General features: G+C 46.3%; 15 protein-coding genes and 1 pseudogene. 6 read left to right on the top strand and 10 right to left on the bottom strand.

Going from position 1 to position 12,283, the window contains the following annotated elements; all coding sequences use genetic code 11:
- Window positions 1-12 precede the first annotated feature (12 nt).
- The 10 genes and pseudogenes from B2952_RS06980 to B2952_RS06935 form a co-directional block, all read right to left on the bottom strand.
- Window positions 13-339 carry an ArsR/SmtB family transcription factor gene (locus B2952_RS06980; RefSeq protein WP_072797224.1) on the bottom strand — a complete coding sequence of 109 codons (327 nt, stop codon included), beginning with the start codon at window positions 337-339 and terminating at the stop codon, window positions 13-15.
- Between the two features lie 95 nt (window positions 340-434).
- Complete coding sequence (locus tag B2952_RS06975) at window positions 435-1,340, bottom strand: SIR2 family NAD-dependent protein deacylase (RefSeq protein ID WP_290734703.1); 906 nt, start codon at window positions 1,338-1,340, stop codon at window positions 435-437.
- The gene (locus B2952_RS06970) at window positions 1,309-2,130 is read right to left on the bottom strand and encodes a protein-ADP-ribose hydrolase (protein ID WP_349679829.1); all 822 of its coding nucleotides are present in this window, start codon (window positions 2,128-2,130) and stop codon (window positions 1,309-1,311) included. The genes B2952_RS06975 and B2952_RS06970 overlap by 32 nt, the downstream gene beginning before the upstream one ends.
- 31 nt (window positions 2,131-2,161) lie before the next feature.
- Window positions 2,162-2,578: pseudogene (locus B2952_RS06965) on the bottom strand (Rrf2 family transcriptional regulator); the annotation flags it as partial.
- A gap of 46 nt (window positions 2,579-2,624) precedes the next feature.
- Window positions 2,625-3,422 (bottom strand): hypothetical protein, encoded by a 798-nt coding sequence (locus B2952_RS06960; protein ID WP_290734707.1) that lies wholly within the window; start codon window positions 3,420-3,422, stop codon window positions 2,625-2,627.
- A 153-nt stretch (window positions 3,423-3,575) separates the two neighbouring features.
- A complete protein-coding gene (locus tag B2952_RS06955; RefSeq protein ID WP_290734709.1) occupies window positions 3,576-4,100 on the bottom strand; it encodes a cyclophilin-like fold protein in 525 nt (174 codons plus the stop codon).
- A 108-nt stretch (window positions 4,101-4,208) separates the two neighbouring features.
- Entirely contained in the window at window positions 4,209-4,820 is a 612-nt protein-coding gene (locus B2952_RS06950; protein WP_290734711.1) for a hypothetical protein, read from the bottom strand.
- Window positions 4,821-4,822: 2 nt separating this feature from the next.
- Window positions 4,823-4,978: a hypothetical protein gene (locus B2952_RS06945; protein WP_173352310.1), complete on the bottom strand. Its 156-nt coding sequence runs from the start codon at window positions 4,976-4,978 to the stop codon at window positions 4,823-4,825.
- 299 nt (window positions 4,979-5,277) lie between these two features.
- On the bottom strand, window positions 5,278-6,513 hold the full coding sequence (locus B2952_RS06940; protein WP_290734713.1) for a YecA family protein: 1,236 nt from the start codon (window positions 6,511-6,513) through the stop codon (window positions 5,278-5,280).
- Window positions 6,514-6,515: 2 nt separating this feature from the next.
- A complete protein-coding gene (locus tag B2952_RS06935) occupies window positions 6,516-7,634 on the bottom strand; it encodes an AAA family ATPase (protein ID WP_290734715.1) in 1,119 nt (372 codons plus the stop codon).
- Between the two features lie 990 nt (window positions 7,635-8,624).
- On the opposite strand from B2952_RS06935, the gene B2952_RS06930 reads away from it, so the two are divergent.
- The 6 genes from B2952_RS06930 to B2952_RS06905 all read left to right on the top strand — a co-directional run bounded on the left by B2952_RS06930 (window position 8,625) and on the right by B2952_RS06905 (window position 12,280).
- The gene (locus tag B2952_RS06930) at window positions 8,625-8,804 is read left to right on the top strand and encodes a hypothetical protein (protein ID WP_290734717.1); all 180 of its coding nucleotides are present in this window, start codon (window positions 8,625-8,627) and stop codon (window positions 8,802-8,804) included.
- 161 nt (window positions 8,805-8,965) lie between these two features.
- Complete coding sequence (locus B2952_RS06925) at window positions 8,966-9,940, top strand: hypothetical protein (protein ID WP_290734718.1); 975 nt, start codon at window positions 8,966-8,968, stop codon at window positions 9,938-9,940.
- An 83-nt stretch (window positions 9,941-10,023) separates the two neighbouring features.
- A complete protein-coding gene (locus tag B2952_RS06920; RefSeq protein WP_290734720.1) occupies window positions 10,024-10,467 on the top strand; it encodes a hypothetical protein in 444 nt (147 codons plus the stop codon).
- Window positions 10,460-11,080, top strand: coding sequence for a hypothetical protein (locus B2952_RS06915; RefSeq protein WP_290734722.1), 621 nt, complete (start codon window positions 10,460-10,462; stop codon window positions 11,078-11,080). The genes B2952_RS06920 and B2952_RS06915 overlap by 8 nt, the downstream gene beginning before the upstream one ends.
- Window positions 11,077-11,517, top strand: coding sequence for a hypothetical protein (locus B2952_RS06910; RefSeq protein ID WP_290734724.1), 441 nt, complete (start codon window positions 11,077-11,079; stop codon window positions 11,515-11,517). Before B2952_RS06915 ends, B2952_RS06910 begins: the two co-directional genes overlap by 4 nt.
- Window positions 11,518-12,106: 589 nt before the next feature.
- Window positions 12,107-12,280: a hypothetical protein gene (locus B2952_RS06905; protein ID WP_290734726.1), complete on the top strand. Its 174-nt coding sequence runs from the start codon at window positions 12,107-12,109 to the stop codon at window positions 12,278-12,280.
- Window positions 12,281-12,283: the final 3 nt, after the last annotated feature.

Raw genomic sequence — 12,283 nt, 5'->3', positions numbered from 1 at the left:
TGGTAAAATTTTTTAGCAATCGCATCCCCTATCGCAAAAATCCTTATTGAAAAAATCACCGAACAGTGCCTGGGCCTTTTTCCAGTTTTTTTTGTTTATACAGTACTTGACCTTGGGCGTTTCAATTTCACCTTGGATCAAACCGGCCTCTTTTAGTTCCTTTAAATGCTGGCTAACCGTGGCCTTCGCAATGGGCAGTTCTTCGTGGATATCGCCAAAATAGCAGGTATTGCGCTTGGCCAAGAACTGCATGATACTTATGCGTGCGGGATGCGCCAAAGCCTTGGCATACCTCGCCAAAGTCTCGGTTTCTTCACAGTATTTGCTTTTTTTGGCCATTTCGGTTCCTGTTCGTTGTTCGTAAATATACAAACATTATTTTTGAAAAGCAAGAGAATAATTGTATTTTTTTTCTTGAGGTGACAAGAAAACGTTTATTCCACCGAGAGAGACGTCACCACCTCGCCGATATCGCTGTCGATGCATATCGAGCGGGTTCCGATATCGTCGGGAGCGTAGGCCTGTCCGTAGTTGATGCAGGCGTAGGTGGCGTTCGAATTCAGGGCGATCATTTGCCAGAACGGGTACTTGATGATTCCGGGGGTGTTCATGCCTACGCCCAGTTCCAGGAACAGCACGTTTCCGCCGCGCATGGCGTTACATCTGTCGAGAAATTCGCGGTAACGTTTTGCAGCGCGATGCCAGCCGTCGTCTTCTACGAAGGTGGAATCGGAACGCAGGTTCATGGACATGGGGCGGCCGCAAATGGGGCACCTGGGCAACAGTTCCGCAGGGACGGTCATGGCGGCGAACAAGCCAGTCTCTTTTGAAAAGTCCTGGGCGTCGAACATGGCACGAATCTGCTTTTCGTTGTCGTAGGTGCAGGGGTGGCATGGCTTGCTGCATTGGAAAAGCCCGTAATCGCCCTGGGTGTAAAAAAGCCGTTCCTTGTCAAAGCCCGCTTTCTGGAAACAATGGTCCACGTTGGTGGTAAGGACGAAGTAATCCTTATCCCGTAGGATTTTCAGGAGGTTTTCATAGACGGGTTTCGGGGCGGCCATGTAGCGGTTTATCATGACATAGCGGCTCCAGAAAGCCCACATTTCTTCGGGTGTGCCGTAAGGGAAAAAGCCGCCGGAATACATGTCCGAAAAGCCGTACTTTACAGAAAAGTCGGCGAAGTACTTGACAAAGCGTTCCCCGGAATAGGTAAATCCCGCCGATGTTGATAGTCCGGCGCCCGCGCCCACGACGACGGCATCCGCCCTTGCCAGCGCCTTTTTCAGTCTCGATACTTCGGCAGAAAAATCATCCGTTGATTTTTTCAAAAATCCGCGCATAGATAGCCTCGTCCTTTTCGCTGAAAACGTTGAAGACAACCTTCATGGGGGTTTGCGTACGGCGTTTCCATTCCAGCACCGTATCCACCGCGATTTGGGCGGCACGTTCCGGCGGGAAACGGAATACACCTGTAGAAATACAGCAGAAGGCGATCGATTCCACGCCGTTCCGGGCCGCAACATCGAGGCAGTTCCTGTAGCACGATTCCAGCAACTCGCAGTCCCGTTCCGTAAGGCCGTAGCCCACGATTGGCCCCACCGTGTGCAGCACGTATTTGCAGGGCAGGTTGTAGGCCGGCGTGATTTTTGCCTGTCCTGTGGGTTCGGGGTGCCCTTGCCGTTTCATCAGGGCGTCGCAAGCGCTACGGAGGCGGACCCCCGCGAAGGTATGGATGCAGTTGTCGATACAGCTGTGGCAAGGCTGCCAGCAACCCGTCATGCCGCTGTTTGCCGCGTTTACGATTGCATCTACCCTGAGAGTGGTGATGTCGCCGCGCCACAAAAACAGGGAATCGCCAAACATGTCCGGCGCACCCGCGCTGAAGCGACTGCCGATACTTTCGATGTCCGCGACATCCGTTATTCCACGACCACGGATGGATTCCTGCAGGTATTCGTCCTGAATCCTGTAGAATTCATCGCTTGCGGGGGCGGCCTCCCGCACGTTCATCAAGGAACGTAGCAGGATTTTCTGTCCTTCGGCGTCCGCGGGGATGGTCGTGCCGCTGTACCTGGGACTTTCCGCCAGTAGATACTTTATCAGGAATAGTCTGCGCTCTGCTTGGTTCATGTTTCCTCCCGGATGACTCAGGGGCGGTCTTGAGTTGTGTGGCGAGTCCCTTCAGGGTCGTCTTCTCCAGTTCCATTTCCAGAGCCGTCTGCGCCGAATTCAGGGCCGGGTCCAACAGGCGATGGATGTTCCTGCCTACGGGGCACAGCGGATTCGGTTCCGGGTGGAAACTGAAGACGATCCGTTCCTCGTCGTTATCGTTGATGGCCTTGTAGACATCCAGGAGCGTTATCTTGTCGGCAGGACGCGCAAGGTGAGAGCCCCCTACGCCAGGAGCCGTCTCAACCAGGCCCGCCTTTTGCAACTGCAAAAGGACCTTGCGGATGATGACCGCATTCACGCCGGTGCTGCTCGATATGAATTCCGAGGTCACCCGCTCCGCCCCCTCGAAGAAGTGGATGCAAAGCAAGGTGTGGACCGCTGCCGTAAAACGAACGCTGACTTTCATAATCCGCAATTTAACAATTGTTGCCTGCGTTCACACGCACCTTGGTCTATTTGTAGAACATTCCCGCCGTCATGTCCAGGTATTTTTCGCCAGAGTAGTTCGTAAATTCCTGCTTCATGGCGCTCTTGAATGCCGCCGGGTTCACGTTCTTGAGGGCGATATTCTTCATCACCTTCAGGTACTGGATTTTTGCACGGGCATCTTCCAGATTTTCCACCGTGTAGTGTGACGTGAGAATCAGGGAAATTCCGCGGTCGATGTAATCCGTAAGCTGCGCGATGATGGCATCGGCGTGCTTGCTCCCTGCCACGATGGAATGGACGTCGTGGCCCATCATGTGGGTGTAGACAACGTTGATTTCGGGAAACTCGATATTGAATGCCTCCTGGGTCGCGACAATGCGCATGTCGATGCCCGCAAGATTCAAAGTCTCGCCTTCGATAAAGTCTGTCGTCGCGTAAATGGAGCTGTCAAAAGCATCGCCAAAAGCCGCCGTGAAATTCTTGACTAGGGCTGCACCGCCTCCGTTATGGTTGTAATCGTCGGCATGGCGGGTGCTGTACACGGGAGCTCCCTTCATGAAGGTCGCACCCGCGCCATGGTAGGCAATCACCGTTCCCACGAATTCTACCGAAAGGCCCTTGATGTAGGCTTCCAGTTCCTTGATGTTGTCGAAGAAACAAGGGGCTTCGACCATGAACATCTTGCCGCCCTTTTCCAGCAAGAAACATTCGTCGGTTATCAGGTCGTTTGTCTTGTAGGCATGCAGCTTGACCGCGCCGAAATCGTAGACTTCCACGACGCCCTTGCCAAGATTTACGGTCTTGAAGTTGTTCTTTTCCATTTTGAATCTCCTTGGGCCAAGCCCGTTTTTGTTGTTCTTTAATCGTTACAACACAAAATATATCCAATTATCGTTGTAATGTCAATAGAACAACTAGAAATTTTGTGTAAAAATTTAGTTACAAAAGCGAGGGTTTGTTAGAGCTTTCGCTGTTTATTCCACCGAAAATGTCGCCTTCACGTTCCCTTTGCCGAGGATCTGCTGGAGGCGTTTCTTGTTCACATTGTCGATGCGGGCGAGGCGCGTGAAGTTCCAGGAGTTCTTGTCGTAGTAGATGGTGATGGAATTGCCCTGGTAAAGGATGATGTCGCCCGCGTCGGTGTCGATTTGCTTGTCGTTACGCGGAAAACTGCGCGGCAAGTCGGCCACCTTCTCGAAACTGCCGTAGTCGTGCATGTCGAGCGTGAGGTCGCCCTGCGCAAGGAATTCGGCGAAGGCCTCGGCCGAGGAATTTTCTTCGAGCGTTGCCGTGAAGGTGGTATCGTTCACATGGATTTTGAGTTTCACGGGAGCCTCCCCCACTTTAGATGTTGAACCGGCCGATGAACTTGCTGGCACTACACCGGACGTTTTACTGGCGGACGATTTCGGCGTCTGAGCTTCGGGTTGCGACGAATGGCTCGCGGCATCGCTGCAGGCCACGAGAAAGAACAACGCTATAAGGACAATGTTTCGCATATACACAATATAAATAATTATGCGAGCTATTCAAAATACTTATTTGCTATGACTCACTATGCCTTTTGCGCATGAATTCACGGAAATAAACACCGAAGTAAAACATCTTTATTTAATATCAATCAAATCAAAATACATCAGACGTGTATGCAAAGGTTTTTCTCCCAGCATTTTCACGTTTATTCCAAGAGCCCTTGCTTCGTTAATTTCGGAACTATAAAGGAATTTGAAATTGTTTTTCTGATAGTAATGAATGACTTCCGGTTTATTGATTGCATCAACGATGATAAACCGGCAACCGGTCTTGTTTTCGTCGCTACGGAACCAAGCTTTGATGAAGTCCATTACTGCAGAGCCAAAACCTTGTTTGGCAAATTCAATATTCGTCCCCAGACGACCGACCAAAACTCCGGGATAGCGGCGAAGATTCTTCTCGCCATTCTCCGTGACATGTTCAATCTTCGCCTTGTCTTCAGGAGCAAGTTGTTTGATTCGAATTGAATCGTTTGATATTGTAAATGCAGCAACGATGCTTTCGGGACGCTCTCTTAGACGAAAGACATAAGTCTTTCCCAAAAGTTTTTCACCGTATAGTCGAAAATCCTCTCTGAAAAATTCGTCAAGGTCTTCATTTCCGCATTTGAAGGGGTTGCAACTTTGCAACAATTCCGGAGAAAGCCGAGCAAAGGAGCATCGGTTCAAAAATTCGGCAAGGGTCATGTCTAGAAACCTTGTTCGCGGAGGAAATTCCTAACGAGCAGGATTTTATCACCAAAATCCTGTTTACGCTCGTTCTTTTCGGCGTATTCGGCTTCCTTGAGAAAGCGTTCAGCGTCTTCCCCTTGAAGCGTTGGTATGGATCTTATTGCCACTGCCATAGGTTTATTCCTCCACTTAAAAATAGGTTTTGAATGTCTAATTGTCAATATGACATTTACGCACATATCCCTAAAATAGCATTTAAAAATGGCAAAAAATGACAAAAAGCAACCAAGGTCACAATTTGTGACCTTGGACAGCAGCGAGAATCGTCGCGGTTTTGTGTCTTTTGCTTACTTCAAGTTCGTCTTGAAGACAAAACATTTCATCTGCAGTTTCCAAATCCGGCATAATGTCATTTCAGCACAAAAACAGCCGCCAATAAACCAAATCCCAGTAAAATAAGTTTCAACAAACCCTAATTCACCATTTTGCCGCAACACTTCTTGTACTTGAGGCCGCTACCACAAGGGCAAGGATCATTGCGCCCCACTTTCGACGTCGAGCGAACAACGGCAATATTCCGCTTCATTCCAAAGCCACTTTCTTGAGACGAAGACAATTCATCTGGAACATTTCCGTAAGTAACCCAAAGTCTAGCCTTGTTGTTCAATTCCATAATGGCACTGATAATGGGTGTAATCTTGTCCATATCGATACGGGTAAAGCCGAGTTGCCGACGATACCTTTCAACAATTGCAGCAGGATGTTCCATAGCCATGCGCAAATCATCCAGGAGGCAGTGCGCATCAAAATCAGCAAAGGCGGGTTTATCCGAATACTTTTTAAAGTGATCGCGGATGGTCTTGAATTCCGCAAGATTTTCATTGATATCGTCCGTATAGTCAAGCCACTCGTTAAATTCCTCATTGGTCGGCCTATAGGGGCGATGGATTTTGCGCTCTTCAATAATGTGCTCAATCACTACAGATGTTTCGACACTCCAGGCGCAAAGGCACACGCCATAGCTCGTAAAATAACGGGTAAACAAACTGCACTCGTTGATCGCCGCAACTCCTTGTTTCTTGGTCAGGGTGCGGTCGACATGGTCCATGTTCCACTTGCTGATGACCGTCTCGGGATTGCATACGCCATAAAGGTTGGCGTAAACCTTGCAATAGTCATGGAACCCTGCCATAGACCGTTTTGTTCCATCCACAATTTCAATAAATTCCTCAGGAACAACCAATGTCAAGTTGTCTTCATCCGTTCCGAAAAGGAACATAAACCCAATAGACAAATTCTGTTCTACGAACTTGAAAATGCGCTCGTCAATGTTCGGGAAATTGAATCTTGCAGGATAACCTTCCGGGAACATTTCCTTGAAGGGAGACTCACCTGCGTATTCATCAAACATAAGGTCCAAGAACAGCGAAAATTCAAAGTCTCCGGAATACTTGACAAAGTTCTCGAATATTTTAGGAATTCGCTTTTTAAGGATTTCGATGTACTCGGCCTTGCGCAATTGTTCTTCGCAAACCTCGTCTTTTTCTGGTTCCGGCGTCGTGCAGAAATGAATATCCTGGACGGGATCCTTTGGGCAAGCATTCAGAAGTTTTGCAAGAGTCTTAGACGGAATCGGTTCTTTGTGGATGCAGTTCGTTTCACGGAGTAAACGGCTACGGTAGTCTTTCGGCAGAGAATTGATGTTCATTTTTAAAACCTTTTAAACCACTTGTTGAATATGGGGTCGCTGATATAGAGACCCGTTTCACGCTGTTCCACTATATCTCGGTCTATCAGGGCCTTCTTTATTCGGGGAATATTCGATTTAGTCCCGAGGCGATAGGTCTCCAGCACCTCCTGCGACAGGAAACCGTTATGAATTCCTGCGGCTATCGCTCGAAGCATGTTCATCTGGTAACTGGAAAGCCCCTCTGTCTGCTGCATAAAGAGCGCCGCATTCTGGGCGATGAGTTCATTCATGGCGGTATCAATTATTTCAGAAGTAACTTCGCGTTCCGTGTGCAGCATTACCAGCCAGGCAAGCTGTTGCACGTAAGAAGAATAATTTTCCACATCGCCACAAATTCTTGAAGCCTGTTCCTTGTCGATACGAAGTCCATGCTTCTTGAACTTATCGCAGATAAAGGGAACCCAATTTTCGGTAGAAATGACACCCAGGTAAATCGCGTCGCCAAACTGATAGAATGGCATGCTCTTGTTCTGGAAGATGTTTGTGAGCAGGTGCTTTTTGCTACCAAACAGGCAGTACGATACATTCTGCTGCAACTGCCATGCACCGCGAAGCCGTTTCTGGACAGAGAGCGAATCCGGAAACTCGCCTATCTGCTGAAACTCGTCGATGCAAACAACGATGCGCTTCTTTTGCTTTTTCGCAATATTTTCGGCCAATTCCAAAATTTGCTCGGGAGCGTTTTCCTTCGGAGTGATACCCAGCGAAAGCGAAAATTCAGACGTCGGATCCGGCCCCATACTGATTTTAGGCGAAACCCGGCTCAAAAAATTCTTCGCATTTTGCAGGATAGAATCAATCTTTGACGAAGTCTGCTGCAAGACTGCGGTCGCAAGTTTATTGTAGAAATCGTATTCGCTGCGACAGTCAAAAATGTCCAAATAGACGACTGAGGCCTTTTTTGGATTCACCAAGCGGCCGACATGGCGAACCAGAGATGTCTTGCCGATACGGCGATTAGAGATAAGCAAGGTATTTACCCCATGCTCAAAATTCGCCTTGAGCCTTTTGGTCTCAGCTTCGCGATCCGTAAAGTTTTCGCCCTCAACCGCATAACCATATATAAAAGCGTCGTTCATGGGAACCTCCGCCTATAATATACATTATTTTTCATCGGTACACAAGATTGTGCACCAAAAAGTACACAAAGTTGTGGTCCACAAGGTTGTGTACCAGGCGTTTGGCTTAAATATACGTTTATTTCACCGAAAATAAATAATTGCATAAGCTATTAATACTTATTTGCTATGACTCACTATGCTTTTACGCGTTGTGAAGCCTTATACGCTAGCCCAAAAGTTTGCCGGCACCTGTTTTCAGAAAGTCGATAATTTCCGTAATCAAAAAACCGTTTTCATCGGTATGCACGGGCTAAAGTCATCGCTAGTGGCTAAACGACCGAAAATGACGAAAAAACGTCAAATTTTAAGATTTCCGTTTCCCCATCGAAAATTGTAAAAGATGTCTATAACGCTTTGGACGTAGCCTTTTACATTTCCCGTGCAAAAAACAATACTATGACAGGGTACGTCCAAACTACAAGGAAGAGCCGATTATGGAATACACATTTGAGAAAAAACGCCTTTTTTCCGAAAAAAAAAGAATTTTTCTGCACTTTCGTGCGCTTTTTAGACTATTTTATGTTATTTTTAGTGTGAAATAGAGAGTTTAGCTCTTGCCCTCTGTACGAAATCTAGACAATTTCCCAATGCGAGGACAAGGCGAACGCTCACGCAGGTATGCCGTTTTGCGGTGTATCTCGGTTTGTCGTGACCGGCTTTTCAACCGGTCTTTGGTCGTATGACCAAGGGCAACAGCCCGTTTGGGGCGTGGGTCGTTTGCGTTTATCGCATTGAGGCATGTCTAGAGCCCCGTACAGGTAAACGCAACGATCTGCGCCTTTTTTTGTATCCATACAAAATTTGGCGAAGTTCCTTGCTGAGCAGGGGCGGAACTCCTGGTTTTTAACAGAACCTGACTAAGACTTTTTGCATATGCAAAACGCATCATGTCGAGACCCGCACGATATGGTGTGCAATAGAGTGTGGGATATAGTAAGGATGTTGCTAATGATTGACGATTCTTTAAACAAAATTGAAAAAGTTTTAAAAGCTGTGATTTGCTTTCAAAAAACTTCATATAGTGGCGATTTTGAAGGTCGAACTTTGGAAACACAATCCCCTGATATAGAGGGAGCTCTCAATGCCATTAATGAAATACGAAAAGAACTTAATTTACAGCAATCTTAAATGAAAGCTCGCTACTATTTGTGTCTTTGTTGGTAATCTTTTTGAGGTCGAAAATTTGATAGCTCTTTTATAATCTTTAAAGATACACTTTGTCGCAGTCCGCACGGCATGGTGCACAATAATATTGCGGGTATAATCTAACCTTAAACCAAGGAGCATTTATGCTTGTGGATTTCAATAAAAATGGATATGATGTTTACCGATGCGATGAATGTAAAAGTGCAATGGGAAGAGTGCCTGAGGGTACGGGAATTCCTGAAGGATGGACGACCGGAGTATTGGGAGGAGAATATTGCCCTCGTTGTACTGCAAAACGAGAAGCAAAAGAAGCTGAATGGAAAGCTAAAGATCAGGCTAAAAAAATGGCCAAAAGGGCGAAAAATCAGGCTGCAAAAGAAGCTCGAGCTGCCTATGATGCGACTCCAGAAGGGAAAAAGGAACGGAATATTGCAGCGTTGTCTGCCGTGGCTGCCGTACTCTTGTTCTTTCTTTTTGCTGGAGTGTTTCATCTTATAGGTGTTGCTTTCATAATAGGTTTTATAGCCGGTGCTCCTTTTTTCTGGTTTAGGGCGAGAAAGGCTGGATTTGTAATTCTTGTTCTTATTCTATTAGTTCTTGTGGCGAAGTTTAATGAATCTGATAGCGCAGATGATGAAAGTAATGCAAATACTTCTCAAACCAGTGAAGTTGTTGCTCCTGCAAATTCTCAAATAGAAACGGCATCGAAGCAAACTTCGACTCGAAAAAAAGAACTTGTCAATCAATCAGGGAATGCACAGAAAGTTGCTTTGAAAAAGGCGATGAAGGAAATCATTCCTGCGATGAAAGTGTATAAGAAAAAAGCAGAAGCGTATAAAACGGCATGTAAAAACGGATGCAATGATTATCCAACTTGGAATGTAATTGGCTTTAAAATGCCCAAATCCGAATATTTTGAATTCCAGGAAGGTACAGAACTAGGAGGCATTGACTGGAAACTCGAAATGGACGCAAAAGAAGATGTTCTTGGAACAACCTGCCATTGGATTATAAGATGTATTAGCACGGAAAATTGCATATGTAATATTTCCGAAGACTGCAAGGACATCTCGCCTAATCTTAAATCAATATGTGAAGTCGAATACGATGAATACTAATCAAAAACATCGAAAAAGATGTTCGAAATGATTGGTTTTAAATGTCTGTCTCATCAAAAATGTTCTTTAACGAGGGTAAAAAAATGAAATTCAAGGAAGCACTTGCTGTTGCAAAAAGATGCGAGGAAGAAAGAAATCTTGCCGAAGAAGAAAAAAATCAAAACGCTAAGGATGAAAGCGAGGTAAAGAGAAAAGAATATGATGACAAACAAAATAAATTGCTTAGAATGTTTGGAAAAATTGAAAGAGATTTTGTAGCAGCTTGTAATGAGGTGAATTATAAAAAATATCATCTTAAAAAAATTGAAAATGAACCTCGTGAATTTATTGGAAAAGAATTTAATTTGGTTTTGAAGTATGGAAATAGAGATGTTGCGCAAATTACAGTTAGAATATATCGTACAAAAGAGGATGTAGAATTGATAAAGGATGGCGGAAAGAATGATGTGACGGGGTTTGAAAAATTGGCGGAAGAAATAGAAGAGTTTTTTTGTTCAAAAATTAATTCTATAGATGCCAATGAGTAAGCTCCTTGTTGTCTTGCTTTTCTTTGTTATGTTTGCCTTTGCCGATAAGCCTTCAGGAACATGGCGTTTTGCCCGCACCAATTCCATGCAATCTACGGCTTGGAACCATCCGGGCGAACTCATCGACTTGGGCAACAGGCTGGTATGCCATTATGCTGGGCAAATTAATTTCCCGCCTAATAAGGATGGCTTCTGTGATGATATTCTTATTCTTCATCTGGCACTCGCCCAAGCCATGGAAGAGAACGGGAAGATTATCGGGTTGTACTGTGCATACGACTGGTCTTTTCCCGATATGGGCGGCAATTTTCTGACCAACGACGTGTACCGTGAGAATTGCCCCGACATACTGGCTACCGTCAATGGTGGGTTCGACGTAATTGGCGAATACTGGTTCAAACCTATGGAGAACCAGGCCATCTATTACGAGGATGGTGCACCCATCAGGCAGACCCTATCGAATACGAGGGAAGTCCTTGACAGGTTCGATAAGAAATACGAAAACCAGATAAGGTATCGCGACACATACGACTGGATACAGCTGAAACCCGGCTACGGATGGGACCAATGGGAACGACCGAGGAGCGTGTACGGAAAACGGATGGGTAAATGAGAAAATTTATCGTCGTCTTTGCGCTTGCCCTGCTCATTTGCGCCTGCGTTTCTACGCAAGGTGGTAAAGAACGCGTCGATGAACTAGCTTCTTCGAACTTTAACAGTGTCGCAAAAATCCATTGCCTAAACCGGACGAATCTTTCTGAAGAAACGCATGTTGACTTTCGTGTAAAGGTCCTGCAAAACAAGGACGATCCGCTGCGGGTCTGTTATCGGATTTCTGAGTTCGAAAGGTGTTTCGATACACGCCTGGACTATACTTACACGGAATGCCGCGAGACAACGCCGCCTTACAAGCGTTGTCACGACGACCGTTTTAACGGCAACGAGGTCTGGAAAATCTACGAAATAACTTCCGGCGACACCCTAATGCTCGGGAACGACATTTTCATAGCCATCACAGGCGAAGGATGCTTTGCCGCGACTAAGCGTTAGGGATAGCGAGCCTGCGAAGCATGACCCCTTGGGGCGGTGCTGAGGCACCGTTTTAGCAGGCTAGCGGCGAGCAAAGCGATGACGGTTGCCGCTAAAATATAGCCCGACCCACGTCAGTGGGCGGACAGCACTTAACAACTTGTTGTTTAGTGCGCATGGCCACCAAGGAGGGGAACGCCCTTTCCTTACATTTCTGTTTATAGAAATACAGCTGCTCGCAATTTGCAGGTCGCTTTTTTGTTTTCTGAAGTGCCAAAATTTATATTGCTTGACAATGCCACATTGTTTATGTATATTGTTTTCGTAATTCGACAATCCCTGCGACAGTCGGCATAGACCTTTCGGTCCGTACGTGCATCCGCGGTGGGGCCCATCAACCTTCTTGTTGATGCTGTTGGATAGCTGGCAGGAACACGACCTGCTCGAGTTCACCCCTTCGGGGGTGGCAAGTAACGCCGGGGAATACCCCCGCCAACAACATCGCACGATCATCCCAAACATTCAAAAATAAACAAAGGCGTAATGCGTTCTGTATTCGCAGGCGCATTCCTGCTAACATGTTGAGGGCTTACTTCAACAAGGAGTTTTTATGTTCGAAGAAATTTTCGGAAAATTTAACGGGAGTCCAAACCCCAGCAATAATAACGGCATAGGGGATTTCGCCAAGACCCTGGAAGAAAAGGACGCTGAAATCAGACGGCTCAAGGAAATGGTTTTGCGGTGCCCGAAATGCGGAACAAAACTTCGTTATCCAAGGGGGTAAAAC

The sequence above is a fragment of the Fibrobacter sp. UBA7003 genome (assembly GCA_002449765.1).
Lineage (GTDB): Bacteria > Fibrobacterota > Fibrobacteria > Fibrobacterales > Fibrobacteraceae > Fibrobacter.
The sequence above is the reverse complement of the archived record's forward strand: the minus strand, read 5'-3'. Positions and strand labels throughout refer to the sequence as shown.

What these genes read in the sequence shown, in the direction of transcription:
- B2952_RS06980 (WP_072797224.1), bottom strand. Translation starts at nt 339, where the DNA reads ATGGCCAAAAAAAGCAAATACTGTGAAGAAACCGAGACTTTGGCGAGG.
- B2952_RS06975 (WP_290734703.1), bottom strand. Translation starts at nt 1,340, where the DNA reads ATGCGCGGATTTTTGAAAAAATCAACGGATGATTTTTCTGCCGAAGTA.
- B2952_RS06970 (WP_349679829.1), bottom strand. Translation starts at nt 2,130, where the DNA reads ATGAACCAAGCAGAGCGCAGACTATTCCTGATAAAGTATCTACTGGCG.
- B2952_RS06960 (WP_290734707.1), bottom strand. Translation starts at nt 3,422, where the DNA reads ATGGAAAAGAACAACTTCAAGACCGTAAATCTTGGCAAGGGCGTCGTG.
- B2952_RS06955 (WP_290734709.1), bottom strand. Translation starts at nt 4,100, where the DNA reads ATGCGAAACATTGTCCTTATAGCGTTGTTCTTTCTCGTGGCCTGCAGC.
- B2952_RS06950 (WP_290734711.1), bottom strand. Translation starts at nt 4,820, where the DNA reads ATGACCCTTGCCGAATTTTTGAACCGATGCTCCTTTGCTCGGCTTTCT.
- B2952_RS06945 (WP_173352310.1), bottom strand. Translation starts at nt 4,978, where the DNA reads ATGGCAGTGGCAATAAGATCCATACCAACGCTTCAAGGGGAAGACGCT.
- B2952_RS06940 (WP_290734713.1), bottom strand. Translation starts at nt 6,513, where the DNA reads ATGAACATCAATTCTCTGCCGAAAGACTACCGTAGCCGTTTACTCCGT.
- B2952_RS06935 (WP_290734715.1), bottom strand. Translation starts at nt 7,634, where the DNA reads ATGAACGACGCTTTTATATATGGTTATGCGGTTGAGGGCGAAAACTTT.
- B2952_RS06930 (WP_290734717.1), top strand. Translation starts at nt 8,625, where the DNA reads ATGATTGACGATTCTTTAAACAAAATTGAAAAAGTTTTAAAAGCTGTG.
- B2952_RS06925 (WP_290734718.1), top strand. Translation starts at nt 8,966, where the DNA reads ATGCTTGTGGATTTCAATAAAAATGGATATGATGTTTACCGATGCGAT.
- B2952_RS06920 (WP_290734720.1), top strand. Translation starts at nt 10,024, where the DNA reads ATGAAATTCAAGGAAGCACTTGCTGTTGCAAAAAGATGCGAGGAAGAA.
- B2952_RS06915 (WP_290734722.1), top strand. Translation starts at nt 10,460, where the DNA reads ATGAGTAAGCTCCTTGTTGTCTTGCTTTTCTTTGTTATGTTTGCCTTT.
- B2952_RS06910 (WP_290734724.1), top strand. Translation starts at nt 11,077, where the DNA reads ATGAGAAAATTTATCGTCGTCTTTGCGCTTGCCCTGCTCATTTGCGCC.
- B2952_RS06905 (WP_290734726.1), top strand. Translation starts at nt 12,107, where the DNA reads ATGTTCGAAGAAATTTTCGGAAAATTTAACGGGAGTCCAAACCCCAGC.